This is a genomic window from Staphylococcus sp. NWU MK-U1, from assembly GCF_033283505.1.
Taxonomy (GTDB): Bacteria; Bacillota; Bacilli; order Staphylococcales; family Staphylococcaceae; genus Staphylococcus; species Staphylococcus haemolyticus.
Genome location: NZ_JAVSMG010000001.1, coordinates 123,304 through 147,202 on the forward strand (window position 1 = coordinate 123,304; position 23,899 = coordinate 147,202).

General features: G+C 32.7%; 24 protein-coding genes, 2 tRNA genes and 1 pseudogene. 8 read left to right on the forward strand and 19 right to left on the reverse strand.

Annotated elements, in window-relative coordinates; translation table 11 throughout:
- Window positions 1–272: 272 nt before the first annotated feature.
- A complete protein-coding gene (locus SBL16_RS00595) occupies window positions 273–692 on the reverse strand; it encodes a MarR family transcriptional regulator (RefSeq protein WP_037535525.1) in 420 nt (139 codons plus the stop codon).
- A 180-nt stretch (window positions 693–872) separates the two neighbouring features.
- On the reverse strand, window positions 873–1,400 hold the full coding sequence (locus SBL16_RS00600) for a TspO/MBR family protein (RefSeq protein WP_053017816.1): 528 nt from the start codon (window positions 1,398–1,400) through the stop codon (window positions 873–875).
- A 154-nt stretch (window positions 1,401–1,554) separates the two neighbouring features.
- Here SBL16_RS00600 and SBL16_RS00605 point away from each other — a divergent pair, with 154 nt between their 5' ends.
- Window positions 1,555–2,562 (forward strand): acyltransferase family protein, encoded by a 1,008-nt coding sequence (locus SBL16_RS00605; protein WP_107611320.1) that lies wholly within the window; start codon window positions 1,555–1,557, stop codon window positions 2,560–2,562.
- 129 nt (window positions 2,563–2,691) lie between these two features.
- Window positions 2,692–3,855 carry an aminotransferase class I/II-fold pyridoxal phosphate-dependent enzyme gene (locus SBL16_RS00610; protein WP_107611321.1) on the forward strand — a complete coding sequence of 388 codons (1,164 nt, stop codon included), beginning with the start codon at window positions 2,692–2,694 and terminating at the stop codon, window positions 3,853–3,855.
- Window positions 3,856–3,957: 102 nt separating this feature from the next.
- Here the strand turns inward: SBL16_RS00610 and menB are convergent, their stop codons facing one another.
- From menB to SBL16_RS00630, 4 genes are read right to left on the reverse strand one after another with little or no spacing between them, the layout of a single operon-like run.
- Window positions 3,958–4,776, reverse strand: a complete 819-nt coding sequence (gene menB / locus SBL16_RS00615) for a 1,4-dihydroxy-2-naphthoyl-CoA synthase (RefSeq protein ID WP_011276187.1) — start codon at window positions 4,774–4,776, stop codon at window positions 3,958–3,960.
- On the reverse strand, window positions 4,769–5,572 hold the full coding sequence (gene menH, locus SBL16_RS00620) for a 2-succinyl-6-hydroxy-2,4-cyclohexadiene-1-carboxylate synthase (protein ID WP_317952299.1): 804 nt from the start codon (window positions 5,570–5,572) through the stop codon (window positions 4,769–4,771). The genes menB and menH overlap by 8 nt, the downstream gene beginning before the upstream one ends.
- Complete coding sequence (gene menD, locus SBL16_RS00625) at window positions 5,559–7,229, reverse strand: 2-succinyl-5-enolpyruvyl-6-hydroxy-3-cyclohexene-1-carboxylic-acid synthase (protein ID WP_107611323.1); 1,671 nt, start codon at window positions 7,227–7,229, stop codon at window positions 5,559–5,561. The genes menH and menD overlap by 14 nt, the downstream gene beginning before the upstream one ends.
- Window positions 7,219–8,586, reverse strand: coding sequence for an isochorismate synthase (locus SBL16_RS00630; RefSeq protein ID WP_107611324.1), 1,368 nt, complete (start codon window positions 8,584–8,586; stop codon window positions 7,219–7,221). The genes menD and SBL16_RS00630 overlap by 11 nt, the downstream gene beginning before the upstream one ends.
- A gap of 179 nt (window positions 8,587–8,765) precedes the next feature.
- Here SBL16_RS00630 and SBL16_RS00635 point away from each other — a divergent pair, with 179 nt between their 5' ends.
- Entirely contained in the window at window positions 8,766–9,704 is a 939-nt protein-coding gene (locus SBL16_RS00635) for a 1,4-dihydroxy-2-naphthoate polyprenyltransferase (RefSeq protein WP_016931372.1), read from the forward strand.
- 97 nt (window positions 9,705–9,801) lie between these two features.
- Here SBL16_RS00635 and SBL16_RS00640 read toward each other — a convergent pair whose 3' ends face one another.
- Window positions 9,802–10,356, reverse strand: coding sequence for a GNAT family N-acetyltransferase (locus SBL16_RS00640; RefSeq protein ID WP_107611325.1), 555 nt, complete (start codon window positions 10,354–10,356; stop codon window positions 9,802–9,804).
- A 184-nt stretch (window positions 10,357–10,540) separates the two neighbouring features.
- Between SBL16_RS00640 and SBL16_RS00645 the strand changes: the two genes are divergently transcribed.
- Together SBL16_RS00645 and SBL16_RS00650 are read left to right on the forward strand one after the other, a co-directional pair.
- Window positions 10,541–10,771: an NINE protein gene (locus SBL16_RS00645; RefSeq protein ID WP_107611326.1), complete on the forward strand. Its 231-nt coding sequence runs from the start codon at window positions 10,541–10,543 to the stop codon at window positions 10,769–10,771.
- A 79-nt stretch (window positions 10,772–10,850) separates the two neighbouring features.
- Window positions 10,851–10,952: an SAR1012 family small protein gene (locus SBL16_RS00650; protein WP_011276194.1), complete on the forward strand. Its 102-nt coding sequence runs from the start codon at window positions 10,851–10,853 to the stop codon at window positions 10,950–10,952.
- Between the two features lie 76 nt (window positions 10,953–11,028).
- On the opposite strand, the gene SBL16_RS00655 is transcribed toward SBL16_RS00650, so the two are convergent.
- Entirely contained in the window at window positions 11,029–11,247 is a 219-nt protein-coding gene (locus SBL16_RS00655) for an IDEAL domain-containing protein (protein ID WP_107611327.1), read from the reverse strand.
- Between the two features lie 213 nt (window positions 11,248–11,460).
- On the opposite strand from SBL16_RS00655, the gene SBL16_RS00660 reads away from it, so the two are divergent.
- From SBL16_RS00660 to SBL16_RS00670, 3 genes are all read left to right on the forward strand, one after another.
- A complete protein-coding gene (locus SBL16_RS00660) occupies window positions 11,461–12,045 on the forward strand; it encodes a competence protein ComK (RefSeq protein WP_011276196.1) in 585 nt (194 codons plus the stop codon).
- 152 nt (window positions 12,046–12,197) lie between these two features.
- Window positions 12,198–12,272: transfer RNA gene (locus SBL16_RS00665), tRNA-Asn, on the forward strand.
- A gap of 3 nt (window positions 12,273–12,275) precedes the next feature.
- A tRNA-Ser gene (locus tag SBL16_RS00670) sits at window positions 12,276–12,364 on the forward strand.
- A 486-nt stretch (window positions 12,365–12,850) separates the two neighbouring features.
- On the opposite strand, the pseudogene SBL16_RS00675 reads toward SBL16_RS00670, so the two are convergent.
- The 11 genes and pseudogenes from SBL16_RS00675 to SBL16_RS00725 form a co-directional block, all read right to left on the reverse strand.
- A pseudogene (locus SBL16_RS00675) lies at window positions 12,851–12,984 on the reverse strand (hypothetical protein).
- A gap of 464 nt (window positions 12,985–13,448) precedes the next feature.
- Complete coding sequence (locus SBL16_RS00680) at window positions 13,449–13,634, reverse strand: helix-turn-helix domain-containing protein (protein ID WP_182703524.1); 186 nt, start codon at window positions 13,632–13,634, stop codon at window positions 13,449–13,451.
- Between the two features lie 187 nt (window positions 13,635–13,821).
- On the reverse strand, window positions 13,822–13,956 hold the full coding sequence (locus SBL16_RS00685; protein WP_317952309.1) for a hypothetical protein: 135 nt from the start codon (window positions 13,954–13,956) through the stop codon (window positions 13,822–13,824).
- 181 nt (window positions 13,957–14,137) lie between these two features.
- Window positions 14,138–15,859 carry an N-acetylmuramoyl-L-alanine amidase gene (locus SBL16_RS00690; protein ID WP_317952310.1) on the reverse strand — a complete coding sequence of 574 codons (1,722 nt, stop codon included), beginning with the start codon at window positions 15,857–15,859 and terminating at the stop codon, window positions 14,138–14,140.
- The gene (locus SBL16_RS00695; protein ID WP_107611330.1) at window positions 15,859–16,158 is read right to left on the reverse strand and encodes a hypothetical protein; all 300 of its coding nucleotides are present in this window, start codon (window positions 16,156–16,158) and stop codon (window positions 15,859–15,861) included. Before SBL16_RS00695 ends, SBL16_RS00690 begins: the two co-directional genes overlap by 1 nt.
- 42 nt (window positions 16,159–16,200) lie before the next feature.
- Window positions 16,201–17,082 (reverse strand): M14 family metallopeptidase, encoded by an 882-nt coding sequence (locus SBL16_RS00700; RefSeq protein ID WP_142837053.1) that lies wholly within the window; start codon window positions 17,080–17,082, stop codon window positions 16,201–16,203.
- Entirely contained in the window at window positions 17,075–19,534 is a 2,460-nt protein-coding gene (locus tag SBL16_RS00705; protein ID WP_142837052.1) for a BppU family phage baseplate upper protein, read from the reverse strand. Before SBL16_RS00705 ends, SBL16_RS00700 begins: the two co-directional genes overlap by 8 nt.
- A gap of 57 nt (window positions 19,535–19,591) precedes the next feature.
- Window positions 19,592–21,424, reverse strand: coding sequence for a glucosaminidase domain-containing protein (locus SBL16_RS00710; RefSeq protein ID WP_317952314.1), 1,833 nt, complete (start codon window positions 21,422–21,424; stop codon window positions 19,592–19,594).
- Window positions 21,425–21,832: 408 nt separating this feature from the next.
- On the reverse strand, window positions 21,833–22,225 hold the full coding sequence (locus tag SBL16_RS00715; RefSeq protein ID WP_107611334.1) for a hypothetical protein: 393 nt from the start codon (window positions 22,223–22,225) through the stop codon (window positions 21,833–21,835).
- Complete coding sequence (locus SBL16_RS00720; RefSeq protein WP_107611335.1) at window positions 22,212–22,628, reverse strand: hypothetical protein; 417 nt, start codon at window positions 22,626–22,628, stop codon at window positions 22,212–22,214. Before SBL16_RS00720 ends, SBL16_RS00715 begins: the two co-directional genes overlap by 14 nt.
- 21 nt (window positions 22,629–22,649) lie before the next feature.
- A complete protein-coding gene (locus tag SBL16_RS00725) occupies window positions 22,650–23,888 on the reverse strand; it encodes a BppU family phage baseplate upper protein (RefSeq protein WP_317952317.1) in 1,239 nt (412 codons plus the stop codon).
- Window positions 23,889–23,899 lie beyond the last annotated feature (11 nt).

Genomic DNA, 23,899 nt, shown 5'->3' on the forward strand with positions numbered 1-23,899 from the left:
ACTAATAAAATGAATGAGACATAAAATTCTCATTTGAATAACCAAGATTCTAGGACAATAAGTTCTTGGATAAATTAAAAAGACAATTTCTATTGATACACTATAGAAATTGTCTTTTTATAATTATTTTAATTATATATGTTGCAAGTTCGTACAATTTTAAACATTCAATTAAAAGTTATATTCTTTATGCCCATTTAACTGTACTAAAAAAGCCCTATCGCTATAATGATTATTTGGCTAAATTCATTAAGACAATAGGACTCATTTATTTAAATATATATGTGACGACTATTTAGCTTATCTAATAGTTGATTTAAACTTTGTATTTCTTCCTTACTTAGACACTGACAACGTGCTTCTATTAACTCACATCTTGCCGTATTGATTTGTTGAATCAAATTACGAGCTTCTTCTGTTAGGCATAAGTCTTTGCAACGTAAATCTTCATGAGATTGTTGACTAGTTATATATCCTTTTTGCACTAATTTCTTAATCCATCTAGATACAATGGATTGCTCTCTACTAATCTTCATCGTTAAATCATATTGCGACAATCGATCATAACTATATAAAATTCTCAATAGTTCTAATTGATCATTTGTAATATCTGTACGCTGTCCAAAACGTCTATTAACCAAATTAAGGTCATTATTAGTTAGTGTAATAAGTTTTTCTAGTTGATTATACATTGTTGTTCTACTCCACTTTTGTAATTGATAATACTATTATACTATGATTTTTTTATATGTCATGTACTTTCAATATTTTGTCACAATACAATTCTAAATAATTCAATTTTAATTTCATTAAGTTTTAAAGCATCTCGCTAAATATATATTTAAACTATGAATCATTGATATATTCCATTGCTATTTATAGTTAGGATTGTCCTTATTAAGGTAATAATTACCTGCATTTAAATAACTTGCAAATGCAGACCAAAGTACATATGGAATCTGTAATAACCCAGCCACTCGATGTATTTTAAACATTGATACTGCGTTAGCAAATACTGAGATAAACAACATGATACTTTCAATTAATGCAATACCTCTTACTTTCTTTTTAAAATAAAGGATCGACCACAAATAGTTTAAAGTTAACTGCGTATAATGTGTCACTTTAATTCGAGTTGTCTTTGTTTTATTTTTAGTAGTGATTAAATATGAAACGCCCATTAATAAATATAATATTGGCCATACGATTGGAAATGCTTTTGTAGGTGGAGAAAATGGTGGTTTCCTAAAATTTTTGTAGTCCTGTTGTGATTCCTTTGCTATGATTCGACCGATGATACTCCCACCTACCATTGGATGTATCAGCTTAATGATGTCTTTTAATATGTTAATATTAATCCACTCCTTTAATGTGATAACTTGCTCTTCCCTATTATGCAAATACTATTCATATTTAAATCTATTTTTCTAAAATCAAATAGAATTTACATACAAATAATAGTTATTACCCAACATTTCATCCTAAATTGTTGCATTTCAATGTTAATATATACTAAATTAAATACAGTTATTAATTAAAAAAGGAGACAATCGTATGTCGATGGATACAAAAAGAGATTACTTTTTCGATAACGCGCGCGCCATCCTTATCTTTTTAGTCGTATTCGGTCATATGATTCAACCTTATACTTCTGAAAGTAAATACTTATCTGCATTATATTTGTTAATTTATAGTTTCCATATGCCATCGTTTTTATTTATCTCTGGATACTTTGCGAAACATTTAGATAAACCACATTACTTAGAGAATGTAGCTAAAAAGTTGATTGCGCCATACGCTATATTTTATGCATTCTTTTCTATCTATTATTTTGTAACTGGTAAAAGTGATGCAATTCAAATGGACCCTTTTAATCCTGTATTTGCTTTGTGGTTCTTACTTACATTATTTTGTTTCCATGTCATCCTTGTCATAGTACGTCGCTATAAAGCATATTATGTATTACCTGTCGCTTTGATTATTTCAATACTTGCAGGTTTTTCTGATGATATCGATGGTTATATGAGTATTTCAAGAACAATCATATTTTTCCCGATTTTTTATGTTGGTTATTTAACAACGCGAGCTCATACTCAATTATTGAGAAATAAAAAATTAAGGCTAATTTCAATCATTGTACTTATTATATTTTTCATCGTCTACTATATACACCCAATCAATTCAGATTGGCTTTTAGGTAGTAGTCCCTATACTTCACTTGAAAATAATAATGAAGATGTGTACAGCCCATTGAAAAGACTATTGCTATACTTCGTTATCTTTGTAGCTATGTTCTCATTCCTCAATTTAATGAGTAATCATGAACGTGTTTATACTTATATAGGAAATCGCACAATGTACGTCTATTTATTACATGGTTTAGTTATAGGTATAGTTAGAGGATTGGAAATATATCCTTTTAAAGATCATATATCAGTATTCACTTACGGTTATTTAATTCTCATTTCAGTGTTAATTGTATATTTACTATCGACGAACTTTGTTTGTAAATGGACGAATCCTTTAATTAATTTGAAGAAACCTTCTTCTTTTAGAGGATAATAAAAAAATTAAATACAAAAGGACTTACCAAATTATGGTGACTAAAAAATATGTTATTATAAGATTATTCTAAAAATTTTGTAGTAACATTTAATGTTACTATAATTTGGTTTTTTTGAGGTGTAAAAAATGAAATTATCTTTAAATACGAATTCCAAATTTTTAAGAGCACCAAGTATACGCCAGTTCTCTAATCGTATGAAGCACATTGATGATTGTGTAAATTTAACGATTGGTCAACCCGACTTTCCTATGCCAGATGTGGTAAAAGAGGCATACATCAATGCGATTAAAGAAGATAAAACTAGTTACTCACACAATAAGGGATTGCCGGAAACTCGACAGGCAATAAGTAATTATTTCAAAAATAAGTACGGTTTTTATTATAGTGAAGAGGAAATCATTATTACGAATGGCGCGAGTGAAGCACTTGATACGTCATTGCGAAGTATTATCGAACCTGGAGATGAGATATTAATTCCAGGACCTATTTATGCAGGCTACATTCCTTTAGTTGAAACATTAGGTGGTAAGCCTATTTATATAGATACTACAAATACAGAATTTAAAATCACTCCAGAATTAATTGCGCAACATTATACTGATAAAACAAAAGCAATTTTGCTGAATTATCCTACGAATCCAACTGGTGTGATATTAGAACGTGATGAAGTAAAAGGCATTGTAAATTATTTGAAAGAAAAAGAAATTTTTATTATTAGCGATGAAATTTATGCAGAAAATACTTTCAAAGGTAAGCATGTCTCATTTGCAGAATTTGAGGAAATTCGTGATCAATTATTACTTATTGGTGGGTTAAGTAAGTCTCACTCCGCTACCGGTATTCGTATAGGCTTCTTACTAGGCCCTGAGTATCTAATTGAAAAGTTAACATTTATGCATGCATATAATTGTATATGTGCAAATGTACCATCACAAATCGCATGTATTGCTGCACTTAATGAAGGATTAGATGCGCCTCAATATATGAACCGAGCTTATATAGAGCGTCGTAACTATTTAGTAAATAAATTAAAAGAATTGGGCTTCGAATTGGATGCTCAACCAGAAGGTGCTTTTTATATATTCCCAAGTATTCGTAACTATACTGCTGATGATTTCGATTTCTGCGTCAAAGTGCTTGAAGAAGCACACGTAGCAATGGTTCCCGGATCATCATTCACCGATATAGGTAAAGGTTACATTCGTATCTCTTATGCATATGACATGGATGTCTTAAAAGAGGGTATGCGTCGATTAGAAAGATTCTTAAAAGCAAACTACAATATATAACCTTAATTAAAAAAGGACACTTAAAATAGTGGTTAACTGTCAATCAGTTTATCACTATATAAGTGTCCTAAAATTATACTTTTTTATTTTACCGTTACTGATTTATGGGAATTTAGGAAATTGATCAAAGTCTGGATCACGTTTTTCTTTAAACGCGTCACGACCCTCTTTAGCTTCATCAGTAGTGTAGTAAAGTAATGTAGCATCTCCAGCCATTTGTTGTAATCCAGCCAAGCCATCAGTATCCGCATTCATAGCAGCTTTTAAGAAACGTAAAGCTGTTGGAGAGTGTTTCATAATTTCTTTACACCATTGAACTGTTTCATCTTCGATTTGATCTAATGGAACCACTGTATTAACTAAGCCCATGTCTAAAGCTTCTTGTGCATTATATTGGCGACATAAGTACCAAATTTCACGTGCTTTTTTATGACCAACGATTCTTGCTAAGTAACCAGAACCATAACCAGCATCAAATGAACCTACTTTAGGACCTGTTTGTCCGAAAATAGCATTATCAGCAGCGATTGTTAGGTCGCATACTACGTTTAATACGTTACCACCACCGATGGCATAACCTCTAACCATTGCGATAACTGGTTTAGGAATGACACGGATTAAACGTTGTAAATCTAATACATTTAAACGTGGGATTTGGTCTTCGCCTACATAGCCACCGTGTCCACGTTTCTTTTGGTCACCGCCAGAACAAAATGCTTTGTCACCTTCACCTGTTAAGATGATTACAGAAATGTTTTGATCATCACGTGCACGACTAAATGCATCAATCATCTCAGCTACTGTTTTAGGTGTAAATGCATTTCTTACCTCAGGTCGATTAATCGTTACTTTAGCAATTCCTTCGTAGAATTCATATTTTATTTCATCATATTCTCTAAGTGTTTCCCACTGTCTAGTCATTTTGCTCCTCCTTTAAAAAACCTAATACTATTGTATCAAATTCCGCCTTATCTTCCACATGAATTGTATGACCTACATTTGAAAAAGAATGGATTTGACTGTATTTCATATCCCTATTCATAGCTTGTCCAGTTTTAACAAATTTTTGGTCTAATTCACCAGTTAAAATAAAGCAAGGTATTTGAATATTACCAATTTGTTCCCATAAATTAGGCATTTGGCCAGTACCATAATCACGCAATGCTTTTGCTAATTTATGTGGATTTTGGGATAATCGCATTTCTCTTATAGCCGACTTTTTATCTTTATCTAATTCATATTGCGTATAAAATAGTGGTAATTTTTCCCAATCATTAACGAATACCTCTAACCCAGCAATATCTAATACTTTCGCTCTTGCTGCTTCTATTTGTTGACGCTCATGTCGATTATTTTCATCTTTAATTCCTGGGGAACTACTTTCAATTATCAATTTTGATAAAGAGCATTTACCGTATAACGCATAAAACAAGGCCACTCTGCCACCCATTGAATATCCGAGTAAAGTAATATCATAAGATTTGTATATATCTAATAACTCATCTAATTGTGTCGTAATGTATGGAAAGTCCCAAGTTACATCAATTGGTGATTGATCTTGTCCATGCCCTGGTAAATCGATTGTAAGAACATTAGCCTCTTTTAAAAAATATTGAACATCATCATTAAACGTACGACTATCACTAATAAAGCCATGTAAAAGTACTAATAACTGATTTGAATTGTTTTGTGATTGATAGAAGTTATAGTGTAACATTTAGAATACCACTCAATTTCTTATATAGAATTTGATGTTGTGACATATTGTCATCACGATTGGTTACCATTTCGTAAATATGTGAATTCATATGTGATAGCTTTTCTTGAGTAAAATCTGCCACAGTATTAAATCGTTTGAATGTAAAATCATAAAGTAATGCTGTATATTCAAAATTTAATCCAGTCGGTGTTCCAAACAAACGTTCAAAATATGCTTCAGCAGATGCTTTTTGTGGAAGATATGAGAATATACCGCCACCATCATTATTAAGTAAAACAATATTTAAATTAATATTATTAATTTTAACCATTAAAAGACCATTCATGTCATGATAGAATGCTAAATCGCCGATTATCAGCGTGATTTTCTTGTGTACAGCCATTCCAATAGCAGTTGATACAACTCCATCGATACCATTTGCACCACGATTCGCATATACTTCAACTTCACTATTATAAAGTAGATTATCGACATCACGAACTGGCATACTGTTACTTACAAAAATAGCATCGTCTTTAGTTAATTTATCAATTAATATTTTTACAAATGCCGCTTCATCTGTTGCATTTGTCATATGTTTATCGATTGTATTTCTAGCCTGTGATTCAAGTGTTCGCCACATGTTTATCCAGTCTTTTCGATCGACAGCTGCTTCCTCGATAAGATTTCTAAAGAAATCATTTGCAGATATTTCATATGAAATACTCGGTGGCGTTGGAAATACATCTATCTTGTCATTATTCTGCACTAAAATTTGATATGCATTTGTGCGCTTAAGCCATTGATTTAATTTTTTTGAGATAACAGGTTTACCAACTCTTATTACAAAATCAACATCTAAGTCGAGACCTGCACGATAGTATAAATCATATGTCGTAATCACATTTGGATGATTATACTTACGTAATTGACTTAATGGATCTGCAAGTATAGGTATGTCATGCACGGTCGCATAAGTAAGTATTTGATCGATAGCTTGATGTTGCATATCACCAACTATTATTAACCCTTTTTTCTCTTTTAATATATGTCTGATGTCTTGAACATTAATATTTTTTTGATAATGTGGCAGCTTTTTAGAATAAGATGTTAGCCACTCTTGTCTTTCTAAGTTAGGTGTTAATGGCTCTCTAAATGGTAAATTAAAATGAATAGGACCTCTATGTGGACCATATAGATACTGACTTGCAATTTGCATTTGATAATAAATTGCGTCTAGCATGTAATCAGTACCATCTGCTACAGGCATATCAAATTGAAAATTAACATAATTTGCGAACATATTAACTTGATTAATTGCTTGTGGTGCCCCCACACTTCTTAATTCATGTGGACGATCACTTGTTAATACAATTAAAGGTATACGACTGATTTGGCTCTCTGCAATTGCTGGTGTATAATTTGCCGCCGCAGTACCAGAGGTACATAAAATAGCTACAGGGCGTTCGCTACCTTTTATTAAGCCTAAAGCAAAAAACGCTGCACTACGTTCATCAGGATGTATCCATGTCTTAATATTAGGATGTGCTTCAAAAGCAATGGCCAATGGCGTTGATCTTGAGCCGGGACTAATTACAACTTCACGTACGCCATAGGCATATAACTCCGAAGCAAATGTATATACTTGTTTTGTTAGTGCGTCATTATGATTCATTCTTATCCACTACTCCTAAAGCATTCATCATCGGTGAAAATTTAACTGCAGTTTCAGCTAACTCACTATCAGGGTCAGAATCTTTTACGATACCACACCCTGCAAATAACGTGGTTTGATTTTGTTTTATTAACATTGAGCGTATTGCTACAATAAATTCACAATCATCATTCATGTCGATATAACCAACTGGTGCGCCGTATAAGCCTCGTGTTCCAAATTCATTTTTTTCAATAAATTTGAGTGCTTCATTTTTAGGGTAGCCACCTAAAGCTGGTGTAGGATGCATTTCATCAATTAGTCCTATAAAGGATTTGTTTTTTAACTGACCTTGAATTTGAGTATATAAATGATATAGATGGTCGTTTTTTAAAATATTGGGTGAATGATTATATTCAATATTATCAACATAAGGCGTTATGTCATCTAGAATACTTTTAACTACAAAATCATGTTCACCTAAATTCTTTTTATCTTTTAAAAATGCTTGTATATTTTTTTCATCTTCGTCTATGTCGTTAGATCGCTTAATCGTACCAGCTACAGCTTTTGTAGATAGAACACCGTCTTCTACTTTTAAAAGTTGTTCTGGCGTTTGTGAAAAGAATACAGATTGATTGGATTCTAAAATGAATAAATAGCTGTTTCTTTCGCTTTGTAATGCTCGATTAAGCACATAAGGTATATTAATTGGTTTATCAAATTTAATCATACGACGTCTTGCAAGAACGATTTTTTTATTTTCATCAAGCTGAGCAATCGCATCCCTAACGAGTTCTTTCCACTCATCAACATAGATATCTTCCATTCGTAAGATATTCCCCAATGTTTCATCATGTTCAGCTTTAGCAATTTGAGTTTCTTCAAAGTAATTCACTACTTCTTTAAACTGTTCAATATCAAATTGGGCTCTTTCAACTGTATATGTCAGATAAGTAGTTTCTCCGATATTTGATATTAAAACTTGAGGTATTACAAAATGATTAATGCCAAATTCACGCCATTCATCATCAGATTTATGGCTAGAAAATTGAAATCCTCCAATGACTTTCAAATGATGCTTTTCTATATCCGGGTGTACCAATTCAATATCTTTTTTAAATTTTTCCCACTCACGAAAGATCGATTGCTTATTATCAAAGTTATTTTTGAATCTTTGAACAGCATGATAGCCGAAAAATGAAGACGCATTATCATTTAAGCGAAAATAAAAGCGATCTCCTGCCTGAGATTCAGTTAAATTGAATAATTCATCAGGTGCAAGTTCTCTATCAATTTTTACTTCAACAGATACCCAGCTTTTGTTACTTTCATATATTGACTCAATAATGTCATCTTCCTTTATATTCGCAGCCATTCATTTCACTTCTTTCATTATCTATTTTTTCTCATTACAATATTGTATCATTTTTAACTATTTATGGTGGCATAATTGCTTAATCTTCTAGAGAAATATTTCACGTTGATTGACCTTTATTTACTATTCCTTTAAAATACATATGTTAAAACAATATACAATAAGAGGTAGATCAAATTATGGCAAATCAATATCAACAATATTCTACTGTTAGAAAATATTGGCATTTGATGCGACCTCATACTTTAACTGCTGCTGTTGTACCAGTTTTAGTTGGTACTGCAACTGCAAAACTTTTTTTATTAGGTAGTCAAGATAACATCAAATTCATGTTATTTATTGCAATGTTAATCGCTTGTTTACTTATCCAAGCTGCAACAAACATGTTTAATGAATACTATGACTTTAAAAAAGGTTTAGATGATCACACTTCCGTTGGTATCGGTGGTGCTATCGTAAGAAATGGTATGAGTCCAAAACTTGTCATGAATCTAGCAATTGCTTTTTATATCGTTGCTGCATTGCTTGGTATCTTTTTAGCAGCGAATAGTTCATTTTGGATCATTCCAGTAGGAATCGTCTGTATGGCAATTGGCTATTTATATACAGGTGGCCCAATGCCAATTTCTTGGACACCTTTTGGTGAACTGTTTTCTGGTTTATTCATGGGCATGATTATTATTTTATTAGCGTTCTTCATACAAACTGGCAATATCAATAGCTTTGTGGTTTGGATTAGTATTCCAATAGTAATTACAATTGGTCTAATTAACATGGCTAATAATATACGCGACAGAGTCAAAGACCAAGCGAGTGGACGTAAAACTCTACCTATTTTATTAGGTAAACGCGCATCAATTACATTTATGGCAGTTATGTATATCATTGCATACGTTTTCGTTGTCTATACTGCATTATTTGTAGATGGTGGTTCACTATTTTATCTACTTGTCTTGTTATCATTCCCTATGCCAGTTAAAGCCATTCGTCGTTTCAAAAAGAATGATACACCTGCAAGTATGATGCCTGCTATGGCTGCAACTGGAAAAACCAACACAATTTTTGGTGTATTATACGCTTTAGGTATTTATATTAGTGCCCTATTAGGTGGCATTTAATATCCTCAGATAAATTTTAAATATTTCATAGTAAGGTGATTCGGAGTGAGTCAATGAAACTAATTATAGTTTCTGTCTCCTCCGTTTTATTTTTTACCTATGAAGAATAAACCATATGTAAATATTGATGGCCATACAACTCTATATCCTCAGTCCATTTAAAACCTAAACGTTCGTATAATTTCTTAGCTCTTGGATTATCGTAGTCACAACTTAAGCTCCACTTTCTATCTGAGTATGTAGATATTAAATAATTAAATAATTTAGTTGCAATACCCTGTCCTCTATATTCCGAGAATGTTGCAACAGCCTCAATGTACCATTCATCATCTTTAGATTCTTTCAAAGGTAATGGCGTACCTAGTGCTTTTATGTCTTCTTCCAACGGCAATTTATTCCATGTAGCTTCTAACTCTAATTCTTTATCACCCTTATATGCTATGATGCATCCTGCAACATGATTGTCTTGCTCATATACCCAAATGTTATTATAATTCGTTCTATATTTAATATTGACTATACTCTCTTCAATTGCATGAATAACACGTTCTTTAGTGATTTCTTGTACAATATCTAGTTCCATATCATGCCAAATGATATAACATAATTCCGCTATTTCCTTACTGTCGCTCGGACGTGCTTTTCTGATCAATTTACCATTCTCCTCTCCATTAGTTTGTTAACTATATTATATAAAATTTACAAATAATAATAAATTAATTGCAGTAAATTGAAACATTTTGATTGTAATTATAATCATTTTTCCAATCACCTCAGTAATATTTGATTTAATTTTTGAAATGCTTAAAATATGAGATTAAGGAGGCAACATAGTTATGAGAGTTAATAAAACATTATATGTATTATGTTCTTTATTTTTGGGTGGTGTCGGCATTCATAAATTTTACGCAGACAAAGTGTGGCAAGGCGTGCTTCATTTAGTGTTCTTTTGGACTACTATTCCAACCATTATTTCAATTATCCATGGTATTATCATAGTCTTTACAACTAAAGCTGATCAAAATGGCTATATATTTATACCAAATAACCGCCATCCAAAAATTTAATCAGTAATTTTAGAAATTATCTTTAATAATGTGTAGAACGGGTAAACTCAAATAAACCTAAAAAAAGGAGTAAGCTAGTATGAATATTATCAAACGCGTACTTAGAATTGTTATAACAGGATATTTAGTAAAATGGATTCGAAATAAAATTGAGGGAAAATCAAACGGTGGTCAAAAATAAAATGTAAAAAGGTCTATTCGCTAACTTTGATTTAAGTAGTGAATAGACCTTTTATAATGAGTTACAGGATCCAAATTTACTCATTGAGAAATGCCTCCAGATTTTTATATTCAGTAGTATAGTTAATAAAATCTTCTTCGTTCTTATTAATCAACGCTTCATCAATCAATTTCATTAACTGTTTCTTTCGTCCTAGACGAAGTGCCTCTTCAATGACTAGCTCAACGCCTAAATCATTAACTGTCGTTACAAAATCTTCTAGTGTCGTATTTTTGACATTCGTGTTGTGATTCATTGTAATCACTGCCTTTCTTTTTTGTATAAGGATAGTATACAAGCTTTTATTTTTTAAATCAATCGAATATTCTGACTTTTCACAAAAAATAAGTATAATTTTATATGTAATGATTATCTTGACAACATATAAAAATTTTATATAATAAATTTATATTATTAATCGTTGAGTTTTTAGCGCTTAATAATGATATAAATTTAAGGAGGTTAAGAGATGACAAATATTTCTCAAAGCCAAAATACTGTATATATTATTCGAAAAGGAGATATGATAATCAAACCCGTCATTGATGATTATGAGCAAACAAAAGGATCAGAAATATGGAAATATGATTCCACAATAGTTTCAAGCCCATTCAAAACTCAAAAAATCGTCGAACGCTCATGTAAATTTTATGGTAATAGCTATATTAGTAAGAAATCCGAAACTCAACGAATTGCCGGCATTACTAGTAAACCACCTATTTTATTGACTCCTCTCTTCCCCACTTATTTTTTCCCTACGCATTCAGACCGTTTAGAAGAAAACATGTGGATTAATATGCATTATGTACATGAAATTAAACCTCTTAAAAATCGAAAATGTAAAATTATTTTTGCAAATCATCAAACATTAACACTTAATGTTTCCTACCACAGTATTTGGCACCAATACTCTAACTGCATTTTTTATTATTACATGGTCGATAAACAATCTCGTATGAAGTCAAACAATCCAGAAATGCCAATTGATTATGAGAAAACGACTTTAAATATTTTCGAAGCACTTTCACATTATTCACTATTACAAGATAAATAGTTTTACGTTTAATTTTAAATCATACGGGACTTTTATATTAATATAGTGTAAATGTTCCGTATATTTTTTAAATATAATCCCTTGCAAATTTTAAGTTTATTGATATAATAATATTTGTGCTCATAGAGATACATTATATAAATACATATTATTCCGCAGTAGCTCAGTGGTAGAGCTATCGGCTGTTAACCGATCGGTCGTAGGTTCGAATCCTACCTGCGGAGCCATATGGAAACGTACTCAAGTTGGCTGAAGAGGCGCCCCTGCTAAGGGTGTAGGTCGCGAGAGCGGCGCGAGGGTTCGAATCCCTCCGTTTCCGTTTGTTACCTTTAAATAGTATCAAATAGAGATTAAAAACCCCGTTATTACGGGGTTTTCTTTATATAGTTTAAAATAGTTTTAAATCTAAGCCGACAACGAAGTCGACAACTTACTGAATATTGCTCAATGTTGTCGGTTTTGTTGTCGGTTTGTCTCCTCAATCGCTTGTCGCTCTAGGGTTAGAGACGTTTCGTTTTTTACCTTTTTTAGTATCTCAACAGTATATTGAAAATGATTAAGCTTTTCTATTTCTTTTCTAGATATTATCTGTTATCGTTATATCTAGTTCATCGATAAAACTATAGATGAATGTTTAACTCCTTTCTACGACATTACTTCTCGGCGCTATCTGATCTCTCTGTAAAGTTTTCAGATAGCACTATTTTTATAATCGTTATATACATTTGTCCTGTCATAATTGAAAACCTCCATAATTTGTTATACACTTTAAGAACAAGGAGCTCCTCCTAAGGCTCCGAAAAAATCATCCTTTGTTATTTGGTTTTCGGTCTAGGTAACCGAGATGCCATTTCTTATCCTAAGTTGTTTTAACACTTCCGGAACTATCAGTACTGCCAATACTGTATGTCCTAGAAGTGTTTTTATTATATTTCTTATTTTTTCGGTTTCATTTATGTAAATATTTGATATACTCACTTTTGGAGTTCATCCTTATATTTATGTTGAACAAGAAAATAACCTTTTCTATAATTATTTAATTTTCTATGCGTTATCTGAACCCACACCTATTTTTTCAGATGGCGCTTTTTTATTTAAATCAATATCTTCCGTGTGATTTTAAGTACAAAAATAACCGGGAATTTATCCCGGTTTTCGCTTTTATTTTTAAGCATAAAAAAATAACCGTACCTATTAAAATACGGTTAAGACACTTGAACCTGTAACGCGTGCCACTTCCTTGTTAGGGATTGCGTTTTTTGCTAGCCAGGAAATGAATGTATTATAACACATTTGCGAGTGACATCTATGTCAGTCACAAAGCTAGAAAATTATTAGAAATCTACTAGAAAAACCACACAGTGTCATTTGTGGGTGGTTAATGTAGTGATTATAGATTACCACTATAACACTTTACATGCGTACTCGTATAGCTTTTCAGCTGTTCCCAACTTTAAGTTGTCTATATAGCGCTTGCCAGTTCTTAAAGACGACATAACCGTTTGGCTTAACCCTGTATCTTTGGATACTTGATACCCTGTTATATCACTCTCGATCAATTCAATTATTTTTTTCTTGTATTCTGACAAGTTTTTCACCTTCATATCTGTATCCTAATGATTTCATGTGTTTAATTCTTGCGTATTTAATAAATTGTGGGAGAAGTAAAATAACTGTAATAGCTATTAATGTCATAATATAATTCATTACTTGAAACCCCCTTTAATAAAATATATAATAAACATGTAAGGAGGAGGCTTAACGCCTCCGGTTATATTAATCTTTGTTGTTAGGCTTTTGACTTAAATAGTCAATGTGCCATAATCTAAGTTGTTTTAGGGCTCCTGGGATAATTAGTAGAATTGCGACTTGTACTGGTTCTCCTAGGAGTATTTTTATAACCTCATGCAACGGCTCTCACCTCCTTACATGTAGGTCTGTAAGGTATATATCAACCTTACATATATAATTATACTACACAATAAGAAAGTAATAAAATATTTTTTAAAATATTAGGCATTAAAAATAGGGCAGTCACTAGGACTACCCTAAATTGGAGGCTCAGATAATGTACTATGCATACTATAACACATTAAAATATTTCTGCAACTCTTAAACGCTCATACCATATCCACCCGTTATTATTTTTTGAATAAACACGACACCAGCCCTCTTTAACTTCAAACACATAAAATTGACTATATCCTGCTCTATAAACATCGTTTGTTGTATACCATTCCTTACCTTTAAATTTAACTAAAGTGGCTCCATAATGGTCAACTCTTGCTCTAAATCTAGCCTTAGATGATTTCTTCATACTTTTAGGTGGAATGCTACCAACTTTTAATCCAGTAGTACTATCTAGTTTGTTTTTTTGGTTAACTATTTGTTTATTCGGTTTATTCGCTAATTTACTCCCACCTGAAGTTTTATAAATATCTTTAACAATTAAGCGCTCGTACCATACATAACCGTCGTTACTTGGACTGTAAACTCTAGCCCAACCATTACGAATTTCATACACGTAGAACACATCGCCCGGTTTATATATTTCGTTTGTAACTACCATGACATTGTTATGATTTGGTCTACAAATACTTACGCCAGCATTATCTGCAACGGCTTTGAAGTATGGTTGGTTACTCCACGTGAGTTTTTTAGGAGGTGTTGCATTTATAGTCAATGATCCATTTGATTTACGTGTCGCTGTTTTAACTTCTTTAATATCTGTTAAATCTACGCTATCATCGGCAAAGTCTGGAACAATAAAGTGGGTTAAGCCTGTATAATCATCTTCACGCAATTTAGCTGGTGTATTGGCATTTCCATCATAGTTTTGCTCTAAGATTGTGAATGTATTTGTACCACCCGAATTGTCCCAAACTAAGCCTGTATGCCCCCATTCTCTATAAATACCCTCAGTATACACTGCAATAGCGCAAATAGGAGGAATATAATTTCTTGTGTTTTTAACTACTTTCCAACCTTTAGGCATAGCATTTAAAGTATGCAATTCTTTGGCGTTACCATAAAATCTAACTCCACCGGTAACGTGATATATGAAGTCTACACTTAAATCTGCGCATTGATAAGCATACATATTATCAAAGTCTACAAACTGACCTTTCAGACTGTGCATATATTCAATCGCTTCTTTATACTTAACAACACTTTGTGGTGATGGCGTCGCTTTTTCTTTTGTCTTCTCTGATAATTGTTCACTAGGTTTCTCGCTTGTTTTTTCTTGTACCCCATTAATGTATTTTGCTATTTGCTTATCAAGGTTTTTAACATTGCGTGAATAACCACATGCTTCTAATAAATTGCCGGGATCGATTTTGTCATTTTGAATATCTTGATGACCTGGCACTTCTGTTTTGTAATCAATGTCCCAATAATTACATAAATAAGCTAATACACGTGCCATATTATCTAATGACTTACGAGAACGTTCTTGACTACTAGGGAAATAACTACCTTCCACACCAAATGCTACATCGTTTGCATCAGCGTTATACCATTGGTTGTCAGTTGGTGTATTATATAATACATGCCATGCTTTCTCAGTAACTGGAATACAAACAATACACTCTTTGTCATCGACAAAGATATGTGCGCTTGCTACTAATGACCAATCAATCATGTATGTGTTTTTATAATAATTAACATTTGTTTGTGCAGTGGTTTCTGGATTCCCTGTGTCGTGCGCTACCGCAAACAAAGGTTTTTTACTAGTTAAAGGTTGCCCACTTCTACGTGTTCCAATAGGCAAGAAATCATATTTAACGGGAACACCATTCCATTTTTCTGTCATTATGCACGACCTCCACCAATTTTATTATTTTTATCTTTAGTTGATCCTGTACGTGTTCTTACAGTTTCCCAAATGCCTGTTGCCATTAGCCCGCTAATCAAACCAGCAAGCAAACGACCACCAATCGATAATTCGGTAACAATTTCTGGAATAAAAGCTGTAACACCACCTAAAACGATACCAATACCGATAGCAATTAAAGGCACAATATTTTTTGATACGCCAGCTTGCTTAACTAATTGTGTTAATGCGATAGTTATAACTGAAATCACTGTTGCAAATGCAATAATACTTTCCATTTTTTCACTCCTTATTCAAAATAAAAAGCCGACCTAAAAAGGTCAGCTTAAAATATTATTAATGCTATTTGTTATCATTTTTCCGTTATTTTTCCAATTAATCATTGTGATTGCAATAATATACAATGCAGGAATACCAACATTTACTTTATCGGTATTACCTTGAGACTCTAATACCGTTGAATAAACTGGTGTACCTTCCTTAGATGTCTGAGTTGCACACCAACCAGCAATAGTTGGTCCGTATTGAGACGACCACTCTGCTGTGCCAATCTCGTTATAAGTTAACCTTAATGTGTTCATAGCATCCATAGATTGAATCAGATAGTGAGTATGTCTGCGTTGAATTGTCATACCACTAGCCTCTCCAAAAGTCGTATGACAATTAGCTACCATATAAGGTTTGATTTTATCAAATTCATCGACAAATGCTTTAGCCTCACTTTCGCTTAGAACAGAAGTCCCTTTATAGTTAGGGTTAAAAGGCTCTAAATTTGCGTCTGCTTTTTCCCAATAATTATCAAATTGACGGTTAATATTAACACCATTTGCATTAGTATAAGTCACATTTTCAAAACCATAGGGACTTATGCTAGGTATATAGTGTATGCCAAAATTATCACGTATAGCTTTTGTTAATAATTTGTTATGGTGTTTATCGCCCCAAACTTCAACGATAAAATCTAGTGGGAAGTACGCTGATTGCCATTCCGAACCATGTACAGTACCATCAATCCAGTAAACAGGTTTATCTAAATCTTTACTATAAGCATAAATATTGAATTGTCCATCAGCACTTTTACCTATGACTTCTTTTTTAAAATTCAAAGGTAACAAAAGACTATCAACGTAGTCGATATAATCATTATATTTAGGATAAGGGTTGGTTGTATAGTTCCAATCGTATCTATCAAACTTAAACATAGTATCTACCTACTAACTGAATACTTACGTTAATTGAACTAGTATGATTGTTTTTTACACTAATTTGAACATTGTTACTAAAATTAAGAGCATTTAATGATAGTTTATATAAATTCTTTTTAGGGTTATATAACAAGAATTGAGTTTTAGGGTAGCCGTATGTTGCAATATTATCAATTGTTAATGGTAAATCTGTATTGTCATCAGGTTTTATAATTTTATCATTAACTTGCTCACCTTCGTCATTTTCATATGTGATAATTATTTCTGCATTAGTATCATCAGATGAAAAAATTATACTATCGAACTGCACTTTACCATCTTTAGTATATACACTAGCAGTTTTATTACTAGGTAGATTATTTTTGTATTCGGTAGCAATTTGTTTTGAGTTATTTAACTCAACAATAGTGATGTCCTCTGCATCTACATTAACTCCACCCGAACTTTTTGGCACGATATCTTCTGAAATTTTAATAGGTGTTTCATTAGTAGATACTAATGTATAACCAAAATCTTCGTAAGGTAAAAGTGTAGAACCATAATTAGCCATAAAACGATCTAATGTCGTTTTAACCACTGATAAAATAAAATAACTAGCACTATCACTTAGGCTTAATGTTGTTGTAGCACCATTGTTTTTTTGACTTCTAGAGATTAGATTATCGTTTTCATCAAAAACAGCCCAAAGTACCGTCATGTCTTGTGTAAATGATACTGTTTTACCTTCAACTGCTATTTTAGGTGTAACTACCCAGTTTTGATCATCTACAATATTTCCGTTTATATCTAATGTTTTATTGAATTGAATATCATTTTTATTAAAGATATTATTAGATTTTTGGTACTGTATTAAGCTATCTGGTGTCACTTTGATATTAGCATTCATTTTTGTACTATTTTCTGGCTTTTCTAGTGGTAAAAGTGTTTCGCCTTTGTTAACCATAATTTTAGTGTAGTCATTTGTCATATATCCGATAATACGAATATATTTAAGACCAGTTGCAGGATTAGGTGCATATTGTGACGTACCAGTTAAACCAACACGACTGATGAATTTTTTATCTTTATCATAAAGTGCCAAACGATAACGGTCTTGTGTAATATTTAATTTTTCACCTACAACACTATCTAACTCAATATAGTCACTCAACCAACGTGCAGAATCTTCTATAACTGTTCCATCTGTATCAATAGATTTATTAGGTTGAATTGTTATTTTACTAAGTAGATTTTTACTTTCTTTTGATGTAATAAATGTTGTTTTCTCTGGTGTAATTGAATTATTTTTGATTTTATCAGTAGTTACTGCATCATCTTTGATTTTATTAGTAGTAACCACACCATCTTTAAAGTCAAAAGTATCATAGTAAGATTTTTTTAACTTAACAATTTCGCCATAACCTTTTTCGTATGGTAGTAAAGATTCGCCCTTATTAAACATTAGATTAGATAAATCACTTGAAGAAATAATTCTGATAAATCCTAGATTAGAAACACTGCGTGGGCTGTAAGGGCTTGTACTAATTCCTACTCTACTAATAAAGTTTTTATTTTCATCATATAACGCTAAAGCAAAAGAACCTTTAGTAAAACTAATAGATTCATTAGAAGTCATAGGTATAAAGTCACTAATCCAACGGTTACTATCATCTACAATATTCCCACTAGAATCAATGTTTTTGTTATAAGTAACTTTATTAATGTCTAGTAAGTTAGAACTTCTTTTAATATCAAAGAATGTTGTTTTTTCTGGTTGGATTGTACCATCTACTAACTTCTCATTAAAAATACTATTATCTTCAATTCTAAAATCTGCTAAACCTTTATTAGTTAAATCCTTCGTTAGTTCATCTTTTTCTTCACGAGTTAAATCTTCAAATTTAAGATTAAAGTCTTTATTGTTATCTGACAAAAACTGTTTGATTTCTTTATCAAGTTGCTCTCTATAATCTTCACTTAATAATTCCATTAATTGACCACTCATAACGTTTTTAACAATATCGTCTAAACGATCACCTGTAATTTCTTTGCCTAAACGTCGTGCCACTCCATCTTCTTCAATATAAAAATAGAAGTTAGCGACTTGTACGCTTTCACTTTTATTTTCTAAATAAATGTAAACGTCCATCTTACCAGCATGACGAATAACATAGTCGCTAACAATATATTGAATAACACCACTTTCAGGTATAACGATATCAATTGGCTCATTAGAAAATACAGAACCGTCTGCTGCAACAATATCAATTCTAGGTGTCATATCAGCTGTGTACAGATTAACGGAATCGTACACCTTTTCATTACCATAATTCACTTCACGTTTTAAATGAATCTTGAACGCAGCGCTACCTTTATCCATTGTATATAGTGTCACATCTACGTTACCTAGATTGACACCACGTTCATTAATATTTGTTTCAATTTCTTTTGTTTTGTAAATGTCTGCCATTTTGACACCTCTTTCATAAAATTAGGACTACATGCTGTCAGCACATAGTCCTGTAAATTAAGATTTATATCTATCTCGTATGAAATATTCGCCTTTCATACCGATTTGTGAGTATAAGTTATAAATAGTGTTCGCTTGATGCTTACACCAGTTAATATCTGTTGCATATTGATGAGTTCCCGGTGATTGTGGATTCCAACGCATACGATAAAGCGTTTGTTGACCGTTATCGATATAACCTCGTCTTACAAACTTAGCACCACCAATAATTGCTTTAGCTGGTGTGGTCCAACCATAACTTTTAGCTAATGTCATAGCATAGTTAGGATTAGAATCATAAGCACCAATACCAAAGTAGTTATAAGCACCGTAACGACCACTAGCAAAGTTTGAAGTTCCATATCCACTTTCTAAGAAAGCATGTGAGATAAGGTAAATTTCGTTAATATTGTATTTTTTACAACCGTCTGCAAAGGCTTGCCCTTGACCGGATAGTGTGCCTTTACCTTTTAATATTTGATTTAATTTACTAACCGGAATACCTTGATATTTACCTAAATTAAGCATTTGATAACGCATTTTACTGTTATTCCATATTTTTGCATTATTCATAGCTGCCGATGTAGCACTTCGACTAGCGTTGTACCAACCACTACCATAGTTGACTTGCGGCGCTCTAGCCATTTGAATATTAAGCGCATTGTTGTAGGTGTATTTACTATAAACGACTGTAACAGTAGGTTGTTTTTTCTTAACGCTAGTTGTCTTGCTTGTTGATGTGTTTGTGTCTTTAGGTTTATCGTTACTTGTTGATGTCGTTTCGTCATCTTTAGACACTTCCACTTTGATTTTGCGCTTGCTTACTTTATCAGAAGGAATGTCATTCAGTAATTTTTCTCTATTTTGATATAGATTGATTAATGCCTCTATTGTCTTATCTTCGACTTTTTTACTTGGCTGACCTTTAGTTACTGTGTTCCAAGCGCCATGTTCTAAAATAGTGCGCCAATATTCACTTTCAATTATGAACGATGATTGTTTCATTGGAATGTTATGAAACTTCATACGACCAATTAGATAAATCATTGCATGTATTTCGTTTAAAATGAAATCGTTTTTACTATCTGAGTAGTCGCCACAAACTTCAATAACTAGACAATCTGGTGCGCTTGGTACTTCGATTTGTTCATATCTTGGTTGCCAAATGTAATTTCTATCAATGTAGTAATGTGGCAACTCTGCATTTCGAATATATTTTCTTCTTGTTGTGTATAAATCAAGCACACTACACATTGTTCCAGCGTCACGTATCAACACTTTTTTTGGGGAACGACCTCTGTCTTTACCTTTTGCTATTCTGTGAGGAATAAATGCAGGGAAGTTTGTTTCTACATCATCTATTGTGAATTTAATTTCTTTTACATCTTTTAATATAGTTTTTACTTCTTTTGCTTCTTCAGTATCACTCGGTTTAGGCGTTGTGCCTGTGTTGTTATCTTTTGGTTTATCTGGCTCTGTTGGTTTTGGTTTTGGCTTTTTAGGTTCTGCCTTATAAGGTGGTCGGACAAAGTACCTAACGCCACCCGGACCATCAGAATAGCTGTGCTTAACCAATAATGCTCTACTACCATACGCAGCACTAACTGGACTCCAGTTTTGATCTACTGCTGTAAAATAAGTGGTAGTTGAAGGTCCTACAACAACGTTAGTATGCCCATATGTTCCACCTGTATATACTGCAATGTCACCTGGCTTAGGAACGAATTTAGAAGTATTTGCATATATTTTAAAACCTGCAGGGTATTGATTTCTATATGCCATCGCATTGGCATTACCCCACGTTCTAAAGCCCCAATAACGATTAAAGATGTAGTTAGGTAAGTCCCACAATTTTGTTACGATAACATTCGCTACTTGTTACCTTCTTCATATTTCTATGAATGTTCAGACTATATCATCAACCTATAAGGTTGCCCCCCGTTTCCACTCGCTTAAGTGTACGTCTTTCGACTAGTCGTTGCACGTTCCTATTGCTAGGCTTCGCTCATGATTGTCCTCGTCTTTACGTTAGGAGTTCCCATGAATTAGAGGAGTTTGCTATAACGATTGCTCGTTAAAGGTGCTAGAATTAACACTGATACCCATACATACCATCTACATTTACACCTTTACGGTTTCTTGCTAACCACTTAGCCCAAGCTGCAACTTGTGATGCAGTCGGCTTACCACTTGAAGGTAAAATCGCCATTTATCCACCTTCTTTTTTGTATAATAAAAAGCCGACACATAAGTGCCGACTTAAAAGAAATACTGTGCTAGTCCAAAGGCACCGACTATGATTGTTCCAGCAGTGCCTATGAGAGCCACAGTAATCTGTACACTATTCTTCTGTTTTTCTGAGATTGTACCTTCTAATTTCTCGATTTCATCTTCATGATTTTTGACGACAAACTTAATTTCTTTGATTGTGTCCCATTGTTTACTGTTAGTATCGTTTAATTGCTTTATCTGCTCATTTGTATCTTTTTGCACTTCAAAAGATTGTCTTTGATAAACATTACCCTCGACAATTTTTTCATTTAACTCGTTGATGTGTCTTAAATTTTCGTCATCACCATCTTTGATTTTTTCGAGAATATCTTCTCTTGAGATGCGCCATTCTTTATATGTGACGTATCTATCTTCTGTCATAGATATCAGCACCCCCGATAAAACCAACTGCAAAACAGACCGCTGATAAGATACTGAATTGAATTGTTGAAAGCCAATTAATAGCGTTGTATATACTTGCTGATGTCATAAAAAAATACAATACCGAACAAATAGTACCACCTATTAGTAGTAACCAATTGCAAGTATTGTTTGTTTTTTGTCTAGGCAAAAAGAATGATGAGACTCCTAAAATAATGCTAGCAATCATAATGATTATGCCCCAAGCCCAAATAGGCATTATATGATGTAGCGCAACATAAAAATCGCTATCACTTAAAACTGCATCTTGTTCTTTTGTAAAAAAGAAACCTCTTGAAAACGTAAAAGCACTCAATCCTAAAAGTAATATAAAATTTATCACTTCATTAAAGTTGTATTTCAATATTTAGCACCTTCTTTCATTTTACGTTGTCTCTGTACTATCTATTGAAGTGTCTACATCACTTTCTTCCGTGTAACTATCATTAGTACCAATCTCTACTTCGCTACCAATATTGAGCCAGTCAGTCCAGTTGTTACCGACTTGATCTAATTTTGAACGTAGGTAAATAGCATTTGTTTCGTTAGGTGAGTAAATAACTTTAGTGTAATTACTATAAGCTAAGATTTGCAACATACCCTCTGTGTCATTACCATCTGGCGTATGAAGTGGACCGACTGCATAAAAATATCCAGAAGTATCAACAAAGTCCATAGTCGATAAGTCTGGATTATTAATTTCATATACCTCTCCATTATCATCAAATAATGGCTTGTTTTGATTTAATTCATTAATTCTATCTGATACAGCTTGGTTAACTAATTCGTTAAAGTTATCTGGTAAACCAGCAGGTGCTATCTCACCTTTATCCGCTTTAGTATTTAATGCATCTGTAAAATCAGCAGTTGTTACATAACCAGTATGCATTGTTTCCACATCTGGTTTAGTAACTGCGCCAGATGTTTCATCACTTAAGTTTTGTCGAATTGTATCAGCTTCGTCACGCATATTTTGAATTGCTGAATTAATGTCTTTTTGTGCTGAATCAACTAATTTATTCGTTCTTATTTCGGTATCAGTCACAATCTTTTCTAAATCTTGTTTTTGCTGACTAATGAAAGAATCAAAGTTTACTTGAACACTTTCGACTTTATCAATACCTAACATAGCTGAAGTAATTCGTGTTTTAACTTCTTCAATAAGGTCGTCAATCTGACGAATATATCTTATTTTGACATCTGCACCAATTTTATTGATTAATGCATCTTTAACGTAGAACGTGAATTCATTCAATATAACTGTATCTGGTCGACCTATTGCCTTAACTCTTACTTGGCCTTTAACCCAAGTATCAGTCGCAGACTTCAGAAAATCCTTGTCGATAATAAATCGAATAATACCATTTAGAGGATCAACAAATTCAGTTGCTGCTAAAGTGATGCGAGACCCGTTTTCAGACTCTACATATAAGTCAATATCACTATTTAACTTACTAATTTGTAACGGGTATTTATCTTTCCTCAACTGAAACGTAAGCATAGCTGTATTGACATCTAAGTTATAAAAAACTATCTGTTCATTACTTAAAGGTTTTAAATAAGGTGTGTCGCTCGCTATCATTTTAGCATTTTTATAAATACCATCTTTATCCATTAAACCCATATCTTACCCTC